Here is a 16,763-nt window from a genome sequence, read left to right on the forward strand (position 1 = left end):
CAGTTTAATTTTCTACTATTTGTAATTCTCTCCAAAAAATATCTTTGTACATCCCAAATTCTGCAATCAGCAATTGGTTGATATATGGAATTTCCGCCAATGAATAAGCTTTCTTTTCAACGATTCTTTCAAGATATAATTTTCGGTAGATTTTGTCTTTTAATTCTTCTTCCCAATTGATTTTTTCAAGATTTAAATCTAATCCAATTCCTGAATAATGAAACTGGTGTAAAATATTTTCCAGCATTTTCACCAAAGGGTCTGTAGAATCTGCAATCTGAAGCGCATGGAGCAATTGTGGTAAAAACCTCAACGACAAATCTGCGGATAAAATTGCGGAAACATTTTTTTCACCTAGATATTGCGGAATCACTTTTTCTAAATTTTTCGCCGTATCTTTTCTTATTAAATACAACTGTGCACTGTGATACAAAACTTTTGCAGACCAAATGGCAGCTTCTTTATTGAATGGAATCTTATCTGATAAAAAATCTAATCTTTCTTTTTCAAAATCCGATTCGAAAAAATCTTCCGCCTCTTTTTCTTCTTTTTCAGACAGCGTTTTAAAATCTGAAAAAATAGTCAGTGTACCTTCTTTTCTGAGAAGAAACAAAGTGTCTAAAAACGGGGATTTATTTTCCATCATCTAACAAAAATAGAATTATTTTCTTGAATTATTTATGAATTTCAAAACCTGAAATAAGAATTTACTTCTTCAACGAACAAATAACTGCAGAATTCTCATTAAATTTATATAAAAATTAATTTCTTATCCTAAGTCAATGAATCGGAAATCATTCTTCCCTTAGATTTGCAGTATTAAATAACAACAAAAAATAAATACAATGGCTACAAAATGGAATTTAGACCCAGCACACAGTGAAATTACTTTTAAAGTAAAACACATGATGATCTCTAACATCAAAGGTAATTTTACCAATTTCAATGCAGAGATCGAAGCTGAAGACGATACTTTTGCGAATGCAAAAACTACCGCTACAATTAATGTAGATTCTATCTCTACTCACAATACAGACAGAGATAATCACCTGAAATCTGCAGAATTCTTTAATGCAGAAGCTAACCCAACCATTACTTTTGAGTCTAATGCTCTTAATAATTCTGTGACCGGAAATCTTACCGTAAACGGAGTTACGAAGCCAATTACTTTGGATGTAGATTTCGGAGGAATCAATGTAGATCCTTGGGGAAATACAAAGGCAGGTTTTTCTTTTGAAGGAAAAATCAACAGAAAAGATTTCGGACTTAACTGGAATGCAGCTCTTGAAGCAGGGGGTGTAATGGTAAGCGAAGAAGTGAAAATTGCAGGTGAATTACAGTTTGTAAAACAAGCTTAATTTTAAAATAAATTTCTGCAAGCCACAAAAACGTGGAATAATGAAATAATTAGTTTTTTAAATCAGAAGGTTCAGGGATTATTATTTAACCTTGAACCTTTTTTAATCTAAATACAAATGAATCTCAACGATTTACAGAATATAAGCAGTCAGTTTAATAATTCGCAGAAAATGCCGGTTCTTTTTCTTGGTCACGGTTCTCCGATGAATGCCATTGAAGAAAATCAGTTTGTACAGGGTTTTAGAAATGTGGCAAAAGAAATTCCGAAACCTAATGCGATTTTGTGTATTTCTGCACACTGGTTCACCCGCGGAACAAAAGTTACTGCGATGGATATGCCCAAAACGATTCATGATTTTGGTGGTTTTCCGCAAGCTTTATTTGATGTGCAATATCCTGCTCCGGGAAATCCTGAATTAGCACATGAAGTTGCAGATATTTTAAATCCAATCGTTGAAGAAGACCACAATTGGGGGCTTGATCATGGAGCTTGGTCTGTAATTAAACACATGTATCCCAATGCTGATATTCCCGTGATTCAGTTAAGTATTGATTATACAAAACCACCGCAATATCATTTTGATTTGGCTAAAAAATTAGAGAAATTAAGAGAAAAAGGTATTTTAATTATCGGGAGTGGAAATATTGTGCATAATCTAAGATTAATTGACTGGCGAAACATTGATACTGTTGGCGCAGGTTGGGACTGGGCAATTGAAGCTCGTGAAAAAACCAACAACTGGCTTCTTGACGGAAATTTTCAGAACCTTATTGATTATCAAAAACAGGGAACTTCTCTGCAATACGCCATTCCTACACCCGATCATTATTTGCCATTGATCTATTCTTTAGGTTTAAAAAATAAATCGGAAGACCTGGTTTTATTTAATGATGATTTAATTGGCGGTTCGCTAAGTATGACAAGTGTGAAAATCGGTTAAATTAAATTTCTTTTAGCCTTCTTTTTTTTATCACTATAAATTTAGTAATATTGTTTACCATGAAAAAAACAGTATTGCTTTTCTTAATGATTTGTCCTTTTTACGTGCTTTTGTCACAAACCATAAAAGGTACAGTTGTGAATGACATCGACAAACCGATTGCGAATGTCAGCATTTATCTCGACGGAACGAAAACGGGAACGACTTCTACTTCAGACGGAAGTTTTAGTATTACTTCAAACCATAATAACAGCCTGGTTTTTCAGAAAGATGATTACGAAACTTTTACTGTAAACACTTCGGAGGTTTTAAATAAAAAACTGAAAGTCGTTTTGATTAAAGCGAAGGAAATTGAAGAAGTTGTCATCATTCCGTTTACAGAAGCCACGTATAAAAATTACATCAATTTCTTTCTGGATTCTTTTATTGGATATGACAAAGAAAATGTGAGGATCAAGAATCAGCGTTCACTAAAGTTTGCCTATGATAAAAGTAATAAAAATTTAAAAGTAAAGGCTCCACAGACTTTAATTATTGAAAACAAAAATTTAGGATATACTATCGAATATAATCTTGTAGAATTCTCTGCAAATTTTGATGAAAACACTACTCGATTTGTAGGTACCAGCTTCTTCAAGGAAACAAAAAGCACCGATAAAGTAAAGCTGAATAGAATGAATGCTTACGACGGCAGTCAGGTTCATTTTTTCAGAAGTGTTTTCGCAAATAAAGTTGCTGATGAAGGCTTCATTGTGAATCAGATCACCAAGTTTCCGAACTCAAAATATCCGACTGAAGAAGAATTGCAACGACTTAAAGATTTTACAGAAATGTTTAAATCAAAAGGTACACTGAATGTTCCGGAAGATATTTTAGATATTAGTAACCGTAAAAGAAACGAGCAACCGTATAAAATTGCGATTACAAAAACTCAGATTCCTGAAACTGATTACACTAAAAAAACAGACAATAAACTATATTTGGATTATAATCATATGATGCAGATTAATTTCAAAAAGTATTTTTATGAGTTGAAAAAAGGGCAGTTTGTAAAAGCTACAACCCCAATTGTACAGACCTCTTTTCTTCATCCTGAAAACGATACTTTTGAAATTTATACTAACGGAAATACTTCAAACCCAGGTATGCTGACGAATCAAGGAGAATTCACCAAAAATAAAATTGAATTTCTTTTACCTTTAGATTATGAATTAGGAAATTGACAATTATTAAAATTTTCCATAAAAAAAATCGGAAGATAAAATCCTCCGATTACAATCAAATTACAATATGATAAGTGCTTTAATTTAGATTCTTGTAATAGAAACAATATGTGGTACGCCTTCGATTGGGCTATAAACTTCCACAATAGCTTCCCAAATTACATCTGAAGGAGGCATAGAAGCATCACATTTGAAGCGATAATTAGTTCCGTTTACAATTTGTGTAGATACCATTTTAGGAGAATATTTTACTCCTACAAATCCTCTCATTGCTTCGTCAAATACTTTTTGATCTTCTGGCGTAAGAGCGTGATACGCTGTCCATCCTCCTACTAATGATTTTTGTGCTGTTGTCATGATTAATATTTTGTTTTTCTCCTACTCTTGTGGCTTTTCGGATTACGCCCCGTTTTTGAATGGTTGCTGGTCTCCATGGTTAAAAGTTTTTTACAGATTGCTTTTAAACTTCTCTGTATTTGTTTGTGATCACATGACAAAGCTACTATAGAAAAAATATATTTAATAGCGTATAAATACGTATTTTAAATTTTAAGTATAATTACCAAATACCATATTTAAATTAAAATTCAACAAAAACAAACAACTAAAAACAATATTTCAATAACAATAATACACATTAAGAACAAAAAACATATTTTAAATCCAAGCTAAAATTACTAATTTGTAATCACAAAAAAATTCGGAAGAGTTTAACTTCCGAATATATTTACAGTTAAAAAATCCTTAAATTCTATATTTTTTTAACCCTTAAGATTTATTGCACCGCTTGTAAAACATTAATATTTCCATATCCGTAATCTGCATTCTTGGTTGGATAATAGGTTGCAGACTGTCTCATTTTATTTAAAACCTGATCTCTCGTCCATGACGGATTTTTAGACCAAACCAAAGCTGCAATACCTGCAGTAGAAGCAGTTGCCACAGAAGAGCCGCCTACATAATCGGTTTGTGCATTGTAGTAACTCAATACAGGTATATTATTTCCCGAAGCTCTTTCCATCTGATACGTAAAATCTATTTCACTTCCAGAATGGCAAACATCACATTTTTGATTAGATGTATTTTCTTTAACACCAGTTATAGCCTGTGTTTCTGGCATCCAAGCCGGAAAAATTACGCCGACAAATGTGGTAAAACTTGTAGAAGTTCCACCAGCACAGAAAATAAGTTTTCCTTTAGAATAAGCGTATTTTACACCGTCTTCAATTTTTCCAACTGAGAAAATATGTCCCATCGACATTGAAATTATTTTTACACTTGCCGTATTTCCAAGATTGGTAAAGGCGATTTTCACTCCTTCTTGTTCGTGATACCCATCCAAAACAACATTAGAAGCTGCACGATAAGAAATCAAGTTTGCATTATAGGCAACACCAACCGGTTGTCCCTGATTATTTCTCGGAGCCGCCATTGCAGAAGCCATGCTCGTTCCGTGACCGCATTTATCATCCGCTCCGTCATAACCAGAACTCCATGGCCAAACAGAATCTACATACACTCCGTTTTTACTGATCGTTCTTCCCGAAGATGAACCATTATTAAAACTGCCACTCAACAAACTTTGATTGAAAGAAACTCCTGAATCGATTAATCCGATGGTAACTCCGGCTCCTGTGCTGTAATTCCATGCGCTGGTAATATTATGTTTTGCAAATGACCAAGGTGCTTTTGCGTTTGGAGTTACGGTAGTGTAATCTGAAGCATTCAGAGCGGTTGATTCCAATCCACAACCTGAAGAACTTCCACTTGATTTAGCCGTGGTTCCATTTATCTTATTTTCATTTTCAAAATAACGGTAATCTGCAGGCTCAAAGTAGCGTATTGATTTTAATTTTCGCAAAGCAATCACCGTTTCCTGCTTTTCGATATAAACATCGATTTGATTTAAAAATTCATCAGAAGCCAATAAAACTCTCTCGTTTTTTCTTTCATATTGCTGAATAACATCTAAAATTTCCTGTTGTAAAGCCTCAGAATTAGAAGATTTACTTCTATCAAAATCATCTTTTGAATTTCCGAAACCAATGGAAGCTATTTTATTTCCCTGAACAATCCCGCTCCACAAAAAGTGTGAGGAAGTCTCGTTCCATGAAAATCTTCCTTTCGTTTTGGTGGTTTGATTAATCTGTTCGTTGATTTGTCTTGCACTCAAAGGATCTGTCTGTACAATTTCTGCTTCGATAGCATTGGTCTGCATGTCTTCTGTAGAACAAGAGCTCAGCGCAAAAACTGCCAATACGTAAAATACACATTTTTTCATACTAAAATATTTAAAATTTGGTACTCCAAGATATTAATTTCTAATGATATAGAAATATTAAAATTTTATTTTGAACAGAAAAAACTATGTTGTAAATACTTTACAATAATCACAATTTCAAATTTATTTTTCATGATTAAACTTCATCACAAAAGGAATTAATAATCCCCAGATTTAACATAATAACCCCAATCAATAGTAAAAACTTAATACTTAAAGTTATTCTTAAAATCCTACAGTTATCTGAACTTGTTTTCGTAAATTTGTGTTTGAAATTTTTTACTAGATGAAAGAAAGTGCTGTAAAAAAAATTGCAGTTCTTACTTCAGGAGGAGATTCTCCTGGTATGAACGCAGCATTAAGAGCGGTTGTAAGAACCGCAAATTATTATAATATCGAATGTTACGGTGTAAGAGAGGGCTACAATGGTCTGATTCACGATGATTTCCTGAAAATGGGGCCTCGTTCCGTAAAAAATATAATCAATCAGGGTGGTACGATTCTTAAATCTGCCCGTTCCGTAGAATTCAGAACCAAAGAAGGTCGCCAAAAAGCGTATGACAATTGCATGAAATATGGAATTGATGCTTTGGTGTGCATTGGTGGTGACGGTACTTTTACGGGAGCTAAAATCTTTAATGAAGAATTTGGCATCAGAGTAATTGGTGTTCCCGGAACTATTGACAATGATATTTTCGGAACCGATAATACTATTGGGTATGATACCGCTTTGAATACAGCAATGGATGCAATTGACAAAATCCGTGATACGGCGACTTCTCACAACAGAGTTTTCTTTGTTGAGGTGATGGGGCGTGATGCAGGTTTCATCGCCTTAAACAGTGGTTTGGCAACCGGAGCTTTAGACATCCTTATTCCTGAGAAAAAAGACAGTATGGATGAGCTTTTTGCTAACTTCAGAAATGCTGAAAAAACAGGAAAAGCTTCAAGTATTGTTGTTGTAGCTGAAGGTGAAAAACTTGCAAATATCTACGAACTGGCTGAGCAAACTCAAAAAGAATTCCCGGATTATGATATTCGTGTAGCTATTTTAGGTCACATCCAAAGAGGAGGTTCACCAAGTTGTGCCGATAGAGTTTTGGCAAGCAGACTGGGTTACGGAGCTGTGGTAGGATTAATGGAAGGGCAAACCAACGTAATGGCAGGAATGCGTTCTAACGATATTGTTTATACAGAGATCGAGGAGGCAATCAAAAAACACAACGAAATCAATAAAGATCTTTTATTAATTTCTGAAATTTTAGCAATCTAACTATTTAATATAATTTTTAAAAAAGTAAAACATTATGTCAACAATTAAAGTAGGTATTAACGGTTTTGGTAGAATCGGTCGTCTTGTTTTCAGAGCAATGACAGAGAGAAGCAACATCGAAGTTGTAGGAATCAACGACCTTATCAATGCAGAATACATGGCTTACATGTTAAAATACGACTCTGTACACGGAGTTTTCCCAGGAGAAGTTTCTGTAGAAGGCAACGATCTTGTGGTAAACGGAAAAAAAATCAGAGTTACTGCAGAAAAAGACCCAACCAACCTAAAGTGGAACGAAATCGGTGCTGATTATATCGTAGAATCTACTGGTTTATTTTTAGATAAAGAAAGTGCAGCAAAACACATTACTGCAGGTGCAAAAAAAGTAATCCTTTCGGCTCCTTCTAAAGATGATACTCCAATGTTTGTAATGGGTGTAAACCACACTGAGCTTACAGATGATGTAAAAATCTTCTCAAATGCTTCTTGTACAACAAACTGTTTAGCTCCTTTAGCTAAAGTAATTCACGATAACTTCGGGATCGTAGAAGGTTTAATGACAACTGTACACGCTACAACAGCTACTCAAAAAACTGTTGACGGTCCTTCAATGAAAGACTGGAGAGGTGGTAGAGCTGCTCTAAACAACATCATCCCTTCTTCTACAGGTGCTGCAAAAGCAGTAGGAAAAGTAATTCCTTCTTTGAACGGAAAATTAACAGGTATGTCTTTCAGAGTACCAACTGTTGACGTTTCTGTAGTAGATTTAACAGTAAGAATTGAAAAAGCTGCTTCTTACGAAGAAATCTGTGCAGTAATCAAAGCTGCTTCTGAAGGTGAATTGAAAGGTATTTTAGGATACACTGAAGATGCTGTAGTTTCTCAGGATTTTGTAGGAGATAAGAGAACTTCTATCTTCGATAAAGATGCTGGAATTATGCTTTCTCCAAACTTTGTGAAATTGGTTTCTTGGTATGACAACGAAATGGGTTACTCAAACAAGTTGGTTGATATGTTGGTTCATTCTTCTTCTTTGTAATTGATTAATCTTTTATGATATAAAAAAAACCTTCCGGATGGAAGGTTTTTTTGTTTAAACAAATAGCTCACTTTCTCTAATATTAAAAAGATATAGCTTTACTAAAACCTAATTGAAGTAAAGAAAAATCCTGTTTTCTGTCAGAGAAATTTAGATAATTTACAAACCTTAAAAATATTTTATCTGCTTTGTTTTTATTTGGAAAATAAGAAATAGCAGCTTTAAACGAAGCCAAATGATTCCACTCATCATTGTCTACATATATATTAGGATTCATTTTTTGGAATAAATACCTTACCCGGAGATCCAAAGAAAAGTTATTAAGCTTTTTACTTTTAAGTGCTAATTCAGCATAAGGAGTATGAACACCTATCACAACTTTATTATCTACAATATTAAGATTACTCGAGCTATAAATATATCCAGCTTTAAGTTCAAGAGAATTATGTGGACGCCAATCGAACCTTAAAAGATTAGTATCAATACCAACAGCATAAGTATAACGTCTAAACAAATCGAGTCTATTTATTTCTTTGTCTGAAGATACCTGAATTGTATCGAATTTGCTATCTATTCTACTGAAATGAAAGAATGGCTCAATAGCATCAAATGGCATAAAAACATAGGAATTTCTATAGGTGCCACGATGCAGATAAAATTTTGAATTAGCTTCAAACTGCATCAATCCGTTTGCTTCATTTCCAAAAACAGCTAACAAATCTGTATAAACCTGTAAATTAACCAATGAATTTAAATTATTGTTTGCAACAAGCATTTTAGAATCAGTAGTAACCGTTCCATCTGTGTTAAACTTATTTTTCAACTTTAATTCTTTATCTTCAGGAAAGTAATTGAACCTTCTATCTGCTTCAAAATAAATGGCGTCCTTAAGAAAAACAAAACTGTTATCTCTAGGATTATAAAGCTTATCATTAAATCTTTTTTCTAAGGTAATCAATGGTATAGGAGAATTACTAGAAAAAGTATTTCCACCTTTAGTATAAACCCGAAGATGATCTATCACTCCTTCATTGATTGCCACTGCAATACTATCTATATAACCTATATCTAAAGTAAAATCTACACCTTTCTTTGCAAAAGGCACAGAGACATTTGTCCATGTTCTATTTACTTTTTTTTTATAAATTCCATCAATATCTTCATTTGCTTTTACATTTATTTTTCTATAAAGCTTCTTATTAACTTTAATAAGATTATCGATTTTTTCTCTTGAGCTAAGGTATTCATCCGCACTTTCTATAGGAAAATGATTTTTAAAGATAATTGCATAATCTCTAATGTAGAAAAAGCCAATTTTAGTGGTATCGCTATTCTTTTCATCAATTAATTTCTTGATTTTAGAGAGTAATTCATCATTATCAGATTTTTTGGTAGCATCACCTACTACCGTTTTTGATGTTGTATCAAAATCTTTGACTTCAAACTTTTCTTGTCCGAAAGCCATTCCCACCCACCCGAGCAGAAACAGCAATAAAATTTTTGTTCTCATGATTACTTTTGTTTTTTATGGTTAGTTTTATAAAAAGCGAAAAAGCAACTACCAAAATATTGGCAGCCGAGTTTTCAGGTATTAGTTTACACAAATATCTGTAATTTTTTAACGCAAAAATGATTTTATAGAATAATTTTTTAAGAATTATTAACAATAATTAAGAAAAGATTAATTAATCTAAAGTTAAGCTTTTCAGCGACCAAACTCCGCCGTTATAGATATTCAGATCTATTTTAGAATTGATTCCGTACACAATTCCGTTTTCTGTAAATTGCCAGAAATCCCAATGATCTTCAGGTGAAGGTTCGGGAACATCGTTGTAATTGGCAAGCCAGATTGGGTAGCCATCAAATTCGCCTCTCAGAAAATCTTTGTAATAATGATAATAGGTGTAAATAATAGGTTTTTCACCATAAGTTTCTTCTACAATTTTACACCAGATTTTCAAGTCTTCAATCAGCTTTTCTTTCGACTTACTTTTGGGAATTTTTTCAATATCTAAAACCGGAGGCAAATCGCCACTTTCAAGTTTTACATTATCCAAAAAATTGTTTGCCTGAATGACCGGATCTTCATCAGCCCGGTAAAAATGATATGCTCCACGAATGAGGTTATGTTCTTTTGCAGAAGCCCAGAATTCATCGAAATTTTTATCGGCATTTCTATTTCCCATCGTCGCTCTCATCACCACAAATTCAAGCGGAATTGTTTTATTCCCGACGCTCAGACTATCCCATTTTATATCTTCTTTATTTTGATAATGAGAAATATCAAAACCATACGTTTTATCAAGATTATTTGAAATAATTTTCTGAATTCTCAGAGTTTCAGATTCGCTGTTTTTTAGCTTCTTATGAGCGAATTTATTAAAATATAAGGCGTAATAATAACTGATTGATTGCTTTAAATATAAACCTGTTCCGATAAGCGCAATCACCAAGATGAGCAATATAATTTTCCGACGCAAAAAATAATTCTTTCGTCTTGATTTGTGGATGTTTTTGGCAGTTTTTTTGGTGTACTTTTTAGGGCTCATAAAGTTTTGTAAAACTAACTTTTTAAGCCTTAAAAATACTAAATAAAATAAGTAAATTTGTGTATTATGGAAACACGCGAAAAGGTTATCATCATTGGAGGAGGTTTTGCGGGATTGCAGCTTGCAAAAACGCTGAACAATAAAAATAAAAAGGTAATTGTTCTCGACAGAGTAAATCATCACATGTTTCAACCGCTTTTCTATCAGGTTGCTTGTGGACGAATTGAGCCTTCCAATATTTCTTTTCCTTTCAGAAAAATCTTTCAGCAATCCAGAAATACACAGTTTCGTTTAACCGATGTAAAATCTATTGATCCGGCCAATAATAAGGTCATTACTGACGAAGCAGAATTTACTTACGACAAATTAATTATCGCTACAGGTTGTAAAACTAATTTCTTTGGTAATAAAGATCTCGAAAGTAAAGCTTTTGGGATGAAAAATACCCAGGAAGCCATTAGCATCAGAAATCATGTTTTATTGACCTTCGAAAAACTGATTCTTGAAAAAAGCCGAAGCGACGACGGAAACTGGAATATTGTCATCGTAGGAAGCGGACCAACCGGAGTAGAATTAGCCGGCGCTTTTTCAGAGATGAAAAAAGAAATCCTTCCGCGCGATTATCCTTACATGAATTTTGATCAGCTTCAAATTATTCTGGTAAGTTCTACCGAAAAACCCCTTGCCGTAATGAGCCCTGAAGCTCAGGAAAAATCAGAAAAATATTTAAAAGAATTAGGCGTAAACTTCCTGAGTGGTGAAATTGTAACCGATTATGATGGCGATAAAGTGTACATGAAAAGCGGCAAAGAAATCCCTTCGAATAATGTAATCTGGGCTGCAGGAGTTACAGGAAATGTCATTGACGGATTTCCTTCAGAAAATTTAGTCAGAAATCGATATATCGTTGATCGTTTCAATAAAGTAAAAGGCTACGACAATATTTATGCAGTTGGAGATATTGCCTACATGGAAACTCCGAAATATCCTCAAGGTCATCCTCAAGTTGCGAATGTTGCCATCAATCAGGCAAAAAATTTAGGCAAAAACTTTCTGAGGAAAAATAAAAACGAATGGGTTGAATATGAGTATAAAGACCAAGGTTCATTAGCAACCATCGGAAAGCATAGAGCCGTTGTTGACTTGCCATTTATAAAATTTCAGGGATTTTTAGCCTGGTATTTTTGGATGTTCTTACATTTAATGCTTATTTTGAGCGTTCGAAATAAACTGGCGATATTTTTTAACTGGATGTGGAGCTATTTTAATAAAGATTCTTCCTTACGTCTGATTATTTCGCCATCCCAAAAAAATAATACGCAGCAATGAGAATTGACATTATAAGCGTGCTTCCAGAATTAATGGAAAGCCCGTTTCAAACTTCTATTTTGAAAAGAGCAGTTGATAAAGGTATTGTAGAAGTACATTTTCATCAGTTGAGAGACTGGTCCATCAACAAACACCGCCAGATTGATGACGAACCTTACGGTGGCGGTGCAGGAATGGTGATGATGATTGAGCCTATAGATAAATGCATTTCTGAGCTTAAATCTCAGAGAGAATATGATGAAATCATTTATTTGACACCTGATGGAGAAACTTTAAACCAAAAAATTGCCAACACTCTTTCTATTAAAAACAATCTGATCTTTTTGTGCGGTCACTACAAAGGAATTGATCAGCGTGTAAGAGATCTGCATATTACCAAAGAAATTTCTATCGGTGATTTTGTTTTGACTGGTGGTGAATTGGCGGCCTGCGTTTTGGCAGATTCTATTATCCGTCTCGTACCGGGTGTTTTAAATGACGAGCAAAGTGCTTTAACAGACAGTTTTCAGGATGATTTGCTTTCTCCTCCCATTTACACAAGACCAGAATCTTATAAAGGTTTGGATGTTCCAAAAATTCTTTTAAGTGGAAATTTTGCTAAAATAGAAGAATGGAGACATGATCAAGCCATAAAAATAACTACCGAAAAACGTCCTGATCTTTTAGAATAAGTCCCAAAAAGCTATGCAATAGATAGTTTTAATGTAAATTTCACATTATTTATTGGATTTTTCTAACAAATATTTCCCTTACAGATGTATTGTTTTTAATTGAACAATACATCGTTTTTTTTGAAATTTATATTGTAAATTTGTAAAATATTTATCATTGTAATTAAAATTTAAGATTTTACAAATCAATTTGATTGAAGCTTTTTTTAAAGTTGAAATTTTATTATATTTAGTGGTAAGTTAAAATTTTATTACAATTAGAAAAATATGTCGATGGAGCTCTTTGCTTTTTACAATGTTGAAAATTTATTTTTGCCCGATCCGCCGCAGATTCATAAACTCGACCCCACAAAATCAGGATTACGAAACTGGGATGATAGAAAGTACAGAACTAAGCTCTCCAAAATTGCACATGTTTTTCGTTTAATGAAAGAAGAAAACGGGATTTTACCTGCCCTTATCGGCTTATGTGAAATTTCTGGAAAAAAGGTATTAGAAGATCTGATACAGCTTGATCCCTTCAGTTCACAATACGGAATTGTACACTACAATTCTCTCGATGAGCGAAAAGTGGATGTTGCTCTGCTTTATGATAAATCTAAAGTAGAAATTATAGATTCTGAAGCAATCACTTTCTTTTTTGAAATTGTAGACAACAAACCTGATAATTATGACACAACAAGGGATGTACTCTTTGCCAAAGTAAAATTTAAAGAGGAAATAATGAATGTTTTTGTTGCTCACCTTCCTTCGAAGAGAGAAAAAGACATTAATCAGCCCAAAAGAAACTTTATAATGGATGAAATTCGTGGAAGGATTTTAAATATTATTAATGAAGATAAAGAACATGTCATTTTATGTGGAGACTTTAACCAAAACCCGGATGATGAAAATTTGATAAAAATTCTTTACGACAATACACAGAAAAAAGTATTACAAAATCCTTTTCAAAAACTGTTTTCAAATAAAAAATATTCTACTTTTCATTATAAATCCGGATTATTGTTTGACCAGATTATGCTGTCTGATTCTTTTTTTAAAGCTGATGCTGCAGTATCTTTTCAGGATGCAAAAATTTTTAATCCTGAAAGTATGAGTACCCAAAATAGAGGTTTTGAAGGCAGACCCTTCAGAACTTATGCAGGAACAAGGTATCTAGGTGGATTTAGTGACCATTTTCCGGTATTAGTGACTTTTAAAAGTAAAACATATTGAGATGAAAAATACAGACGACGGCACAAGCTATCAATTGGATGCGCTAGACAAAGAAATTATTTATATGCTGATGGACAATTCTAAAAGTTCTCTAGCTTATATATCTAAACAAGTAGGGATATCTACCACCGCTGTGCATCAGAGAATCAAAAAACTCGAATTGGCAGGGGTTATAGAAAATTCTATATCATTTTTAAACCCAAGAAAAATAGGATATAAAGTAGTTTCATACATCGGTATGTTTCTTGATCAACCCAGTCATTATCCTGAAGTTGTAAAAGCTTTAAAAGAAGTAAATGAAGTGGTAGAAGCACATTACACCACTGGGAATTACACTATTTTTCTAAAAGTTTTATGTAAAGACAATGATCATTTAATGCAAATCTTAAGTAAACTTCAGAAGCTGAAAGGGGTTACAAGAACCGAAACTTTCATATCTTTGGAACAAGGTATTTACAGACAACTGAAAGTATAATTATGATAAACATTGCTCAATATTTAGATTCGACCTATTTAAAAACACCACAACAGTCAGGAATTTCTGAACCAGAAACGCTGCAGATTGTAAAAGATTTAGCTCAGGAAGCGATTGATCATCACATTTTTGCGGTAATGATTCGTCCGGATTATGTTGCTGAAATTAAAAGTTTTTTGAATGAAAAGAAAGCTAATGTGATTGTAGGAACAGTAATTGGTTTTCATGAAGGAACCTATTCTGTTGACGAAAAACTTGCTGAAGCAAACAAAGCGATCAATGACGGAGCAGATGAATTGGATTTTGTAATTAATTATGAAGCTTATCTGAATGGAAATGTAGAACTTGTAAAAGATGAGTTTGTAAGATGTACGCAACTATGTATTCAGCATCAAAAAATTGCAAAATGGATTATTGAAATTGCAGCTTTGACAGATGCACAAATTGCAGACATTACTAAAAATATTTCAACCTGGGCTGAAGTAAATTTTGATGAAAAAGATCTAGAAAACATTTTCGTAAAATCTTCAACAGGCTTTTTTCAAACAGAAAACGGAAAACCAAACGGAGCAACCTTCGAAGGAATCAAAATAATGCTCGATAATGCGGGTAAACTTCCCGTAAAAGCAGCAGGTGGAGTAAGAACTCCCGAAGATGCAGAAAAGATGATTAAACTAGGCGTAAAAAGGGTTGGAACTTCTTCCGCATTAGCTCTTATAAAAAATAATTCTCCTTCAGAAGGATATTAAATTAAACAAAACTTTTTAAAATATAAAACCCATCAGATTTTGATGGGTTTTAATTTTATGCTTGTTGAGCTTGATATTCTGCGTAAAACTCCTGAGTTTCCTGAATTACTGCATCCATTTCTTCCAAAGTATATACTTCTAAAAATTTTCTTCTGAAATCTTTAAAATGTGGAATTCCACGGAAATAATTGCTATAATGCTGCCTCATTTCAATTAATCCCAATTTTTCACCTTTCCATTCAGCACTCCATTCAGCATGTTGACGCACGGCTAATAATCTGTCTGAAATAGTTGGAGCCGCTAAGTTCTCACCCGTTTTAAAGAAATGCTTTATTTCATTAAAAATCCACGGATATCCAATTGCAGCACGACCAATCATAATTCCGTCGCACGCATATTTATTTTTATATTCTAATGCCTTTTCTGGAGAATCTATATCTCCGTTTCCGAAAATTGGAATCTCAATATTAGGATTTTGTTTAATTCTTGAAATATGTTCCCAATCGGCTTCTCCTTTATACATTTGTCCACGCGTTCTTGCGTGAATAGTTAAAGCTTTAATTCCAGTTTCCTGAAGACGTTCGGCAACTTCATCAATATTAATTGAATTGCTGTCCCATCCCAAACGGGTTTTCACCGTTACAGGAAGGCTCGTAGAGCTTACAACTGCTTTCGTCAGACGAACCATCATATCAACATCCTTCAAAACACCGGCACCAGCACCTTTGCAAACTACTTTTTTCACAGGGCAACCGAAATTAATATCTACCAAATCAGGATTTACAGTTTCCACAATTCTTGCAGACATTGCCATAGCCTCTTCATCACCACCAAAAATCTGAATTCCTACAGGTCTTTCATAATCGAAAATATCCAGTTTTTTTCTGCTCTTCATTGCATCACGAATTAAACCCTCAGAAGAAATAAACTCCGAATACATCAAATCTGCTCCATGCAATTTACACAAACGTCTGTATGGAGGGTCACTCACATCTTCCATCGGAGCCAACAACAGCGGAAATTCCGGCAGTTCTATATTGCCTATTTTTATCATGGTGCAAATTTACGAATTTCTAAACTTTAAACAATTTAATAATATCTATTATCTTGATACTTAAATGTGTTAGTATACAAAATAAAGATTCTTATATCATAAATTGCCTTTTCAGGAGCTATTTCCGGCTATTCGCTTTTACTCCTCACTCCATTGCTTTTCCATCACTAAACCCTCTTCTCTCCAACTCATGTTCCGGGGTAACCGCTTCTATCCGGGCTAGGATTACAGTCTTTTTATAATAATATTTGTCCTTTAATTAAAATTAAAGGCTTCCAATTCATCTTTTCAGAATTCAATATTTACCATCTTTAAATGTAAAGCTCAAAAATCAAAATTTTAATTAAGATTTACACTCAAGATAAAAGATAAAACATAACAAGCACTCCGGAGGCGTGCAACCTTTGTAGCACATTACAGCATCATTTTTTTCATAAGCTCCGGAGGAGCGATACAACTAACAACTAACAACTAACAACTAACAACTATAATTAGGCAATAGGCAATAGGCAATAGGCAATAGGCAATAGGCAATAGGCAATAGGCAATAGGCAAAATTACTTATTGCTTATCTTCAAAAGTTTATAACAAAAAAAAAGTCTCAT

General features: G+C 33.6%; 16 protein-coding genes. 10 read left to right on the forward strand and 6 right to left on the reverse strand.

What is annotated here, in order from left to right; genetic code table 11:
- Window positions 1-4: 4 nt before the first annotated feature.
- Window positions 5-643 (reverse strand): hypothetical protein, encoded by a 639-nt coding sequence (locus B5X64_RS05465; RefSeq protein WP_079464300.1) that lies wholly within the window; start codon window positions 641-643, stop codon window positions 5-7.
- 202 nt (window positions 644-845) lie between these two features.
- Here B5X64_RS05465 and B5X64_RS05470 point away from each other — a divergent pair, with 202 nt between their 5' ends.
- From B5X64_RS05470 to B5X64_RS05480, 3 genes are all read left to right on the forward strand, one after another.
- On the forward strand, window positions 846-1,358 hold the full coding sequence (locus tag B5X64_RS05470; protein ID WP_074231741.1) for a YceI family protein: 513 nt from the start codon (window positions 846-848) through the stop codon (window positions 1,356-1,358).
- A gap of 117 nt (window positions 1,359-1,475) precedes the next feature.
- Window positions 1,476-2,300 carry a 4,5-DOPA-extradiol-dioxygenase gene (gene ygiD / locus B5X64_RS05475; protein WP_079464269.1) on the forward strand — a complete coding sequence of 275 codons (825 nt, stop codon included), beginning with the start codon at window positions 1,476-1,478 and terminating at the stop codon, window positions 2,298-2,300.
- A gap of 59 nt (window positions 2,301-2,359) precedes the next feature.
- Window positions 2,360-3,523, forward strand: coding sequence for a carboxypeptidase-like regulatory domain-containing protein (locus tag B5X64_RS05480; protein WP_079464270.1), 1,164 nt, complete (start codon window positions 2,360-2,362; stop codon window positions 3,521-3,523).
- Window positions 3,524-3,607: 84 nt separating this feature from the next.
- On the opposite strand, the gene B5X64_RS05485 is transcribed toward B5X64_RS05480, so the two are convergent.
- Together B5X64_RS05485 and B5X64_RS05490 are read right to left on the reverse strand one after the other, a co-directional pair.
- Window positions 3,608-3,880 carry a hypothetical protein gene (locus B5X64_RS05485; RefSeq protein WP_079464271.1) on the reverse strand — a complete coding sequence of 91 codons (273 nt, stop codon included), beginning with the start codon at window positions 3,878-3,880 and terminating at the stop codon, window positions 3,608-3,610.
- Between the two features lie 418 nt (window positions 3,881-4,298).
- On the reverse strand, window positions 4,299-5,804 hold the full coding sequence (locus B5X64_RS05490) for a S8 family peptidase (protein ID WP_079464272.1): 1,506 nt from the start codon (window positions 5,802-5,804) through the stop codon (window positions 4,299-4,301).
- A 286-nt stretch (window positions 5,805-6,090) separates the two neighbouring features.
- Here B5X64_RS05490 and pfkA point away from each other — a divergent pair, with 286 nt between their 5' ends.
- Window positions 6,091-7,077: a 6-phosphofructokinase gene (gene pfkA / locus B5X64_RS05495; RefSeq protein ID WP_066679505.1), complete on the forward strand. Its 987-nt coding sequence runs from the start codon at window positions 6,091-6,093 to the stop codon at window positions 7,075-7,077.
- A 34-nt stretch (window positions 7,078-7,111) separates the two neighbouring features.
- On the forward strand, window positions 7,112-8,116 hold the full coding sequence (gene gap, locus B5X64_RS05500) for a type I glyceraldehyde-3-phosphate dehydrogenase (protein ID WP_079464273.1): 1,005 nt from the start codon (window positions 7,112-7,114) through the stop codon (window positions 8,114-8,116).
- 82 nt (window positions 8,117-8,198) lie between these two features.
- Here the strand turns inward: gap and B5X64_RS05505 are convergent, their stop codons facing one another.
- Together B5X64_RS05505 and B5X64_RS05510 are read right to left on the reverse strand one after the other, a co-directional pair.
- Window positions 8,199-9,626 (reverse strand): hypothetical protein, encoded by a 1,428-nt coding sequence (locus B5X64_RS05505; RefSeq protein WP_079464274.1) that lies wholly within the window; start codon window positions 9,624-9,626, stop codon window positions 8,199-8,201.
- A gap of 175 nt (window positions 9,627-9,801) precedes the next feature.
- The gene (locus B5X64_RS05510; RefSeq protein ID WP_079464275.1) at window positions 9,802-10,665 is read right to left on the reverse strand and encodes a glycoside hydrolase family 25 protein; all 864 of its coding nucleotides are present in this window, start codon (window positions 10,663-10,665) and stop codon (window positions 9,802-9,804) included.
- A 66-nt stretch (window positions 10,666-10,731) separates the two neighbouring features.
- Between B5X64_RS05510 and B5X64_RS05515 the strand changes: the two genes are divergently transcribed.
- From B5X64_RS05515 to deoC, 5 genes are all read left to right on the forward strand, one after another.
- Window positions 10,732-11,994, forward strand: a complete 1,263-nt coding sequence (locus B5X64_RS05515) for an NAD(P)/FAD-dependent oxidoreductase (RefSeq protein WP_079464276.1) — start codon at window positions 10,732-10,734, stop codon at window positions 11,992-11,994.
- The gene (gene trmD, locus B5X64_RS05520) at window positions 11,991-12,665 is read left to right on the forward strand and encodes a tRNA (guanosine(37)-N1)-methyltransferase TrmD (protein ID WP_079464277.1); all 675 of its coding nucleotides are present in this window, start codon (window positions 11,991-11,993) and stop codon (window positions 12,663-12,665) included. The genes B5X64_RS05515 and trmD overlap by 4 nt, the downstream gene beginning before the upstream one ends.
- Before the next feature lie 273 nt (window positions 12,666-12,938).
- Window positions 12,939-13,880 (forward strand): endonuclease/exonuclease/phosphatase family protein, encoded by a 942-nt coding sequence (locus B5X64_RS05525; RefSeq protein ID WP_079464278.1) that lies wholly within the window; start codon window positions 12,939-12,941, stop codon window positions 13,878-13,880.
- 1 nt (window position 13,881) lies between these two features.
- Window positions 13,882-14,355, forward strand: coding sequence for an Lrp/AsnC ligand binding domain-containing protein (locus B5X64_RS05530; RefSeq protein WP_066679499.1), 474 nt, complete (start codon window positions 13,882-13,884; stop codon window positions 14,353-14,355).
- A gap of 2 nt (window positions 14,356-14,357) precedes the next feature.
- Window positions 14,358-15,104, forward strand: coding sequence for a deoxyribose-phosphate aldolase (gene deoC / locus B5X64_RS05535; RefSeq protein WP_079464279.1), 747 nt, complete (start codon window positions 14,358-14,360; stop codon window positions 15,102-15,104).
- A gap of 55 nt (window positions 15,105-15,159) precedes the next feature.
- Here deoC and dusB read toward each other — a convergent pair whose 3' ends face one another.
- Entirely contained in the window at window positions 15,160-16,158 is a 999-nt protein-coding gene (gene dusB / locus B5X64_RS05540) for a tRNA dihydrouridine synthase DusB (RefSeq protein ID WP_079464280.1), read from the reverse strand.
- Between the last annotated feature and the right edge of the window lie 605 nt (window positions 16,159-16,763).

The organism is Chryseobacterium balustinum (assembly GCF_900168205.1).
Classification (GTDB): Bacteria; Bacteroidota; Bacteroidia; order Flavobacteriales; family Weeksellaceae; genus Chryseobacterium; species Chryseobacterium balustinum.

Excerpts from the sequence above, each read along its gene's own strand:
- B5X64_RS05465 (WP_079464300.1), bottom strand. The coding sequence starts at position 643 with ATGGAAAATAAATCCCCGTTTTTAGACACTTTGTTTCTTCTCAGAAAA.
- B5X64_RS05470 (WP_074231741.1), top strand. The coding sequence starts at position 846 with ATGGCTACAAAATGGAATTTAGACCCAGCACACAGTGAAATTACTTTT.
- ygiD (WP_079464269.1), top strand. The coding sequence starts at position 1,476 with ATGAATCTCAACGATTTACAGAATATAAGCAGTCAGTTTAATAATTCG.
- B5X64_RS05480 (WP_079464270.1), top strand. The coding sequence starts at position 2,360 with ATGAAAAAAACAGTATTGCTTTTCTTAATGATTTGTCCTTTTTACGTG.
- B5X64_RS05485 (WP_079464271.1), bottom strand. The coding sequence starts at position 3,880 with ATGACAACAGCACAAAAATCATTAGTAGGAGGATGGACAGCGTATCAC.
- B5X64_RS05490 (WP_079464272.1), bottom strand. The coding sequence starts at position 5,804 with ATGAAAAAATGTGTATTTTACGTATTGGCAGTTTTTGCGCTGAGCTCT.
- pfkA (WP_066679505.1), top strand. The coding sequence starts at position 6,091 with ATGAAAGAAAGTGCTGTAAAAAAAATTGCAGTTCTTACTTCAGGAGGA.
- gap (WP_079464273.1), top strand. The coding sequence starts at position 7,112 with ATGTCAACAATTAAAGTAGGTATTAACGGTTTTGGTAGAATCGGTCGT.
- B5X64_RS05505 (WP_079464274.1), bottom strand. The coding sequence starts at position 9,626 with ATGAGAACAAAAATTTTATTGCTGTTTCTGCTCGGGTGGGTGGGAATG.
- B5X64_RS05510 (WP_079464275.1), bottom strand. The coding sequence starts at position 10,665 with ATGAGCCCTAAAAAGTACACCAAAAAAACTGCCAAAAACATCCACAAA.
- B5X64_RS05515 (WP_079464276.1), top strand. The coding sequence starts at position 10,732 with ATGGAAACACGCGAAAAGGTTATCATCATTGGAGGAGGTTTTGCGGGA.
- trmD (WP_079464277.1), top strand. The coding sequence starts at position 11,991 with ATGAGAATTGACATTATAAGCGTGCTTCCAGAATTAATGGAAAGCCCG.
- B5X64_RS05525 (WP_079464278.1), top strand. The coding sequence starts at position 12,939 with ATGGAGCTCTTTGCTTTTTACAATGTTGAAAATTTATTTTTGCCCGAT.
- B5X64_RS05530 (WP_066679499.1), top strand. The coding sequence starts at position 13,882 with ATGAAAAATACAGACGACGGCACAAGCTATCAATTGGATGCGCTAGAC.
- deoC (WP_079464279.1), top strand. The coding sequence starts at position 14,358 with ATGATAAACATTGCTCAATATTTAGATTCGACCTATTTAAAAACACCA.
- dusB (WP_079464280.1), bottom strand. The coding sequence starts at position 16,158 with ATGATAAAAATAGGCAATATAGAACTGCCGGAATTTCCGCTGTTGTTG.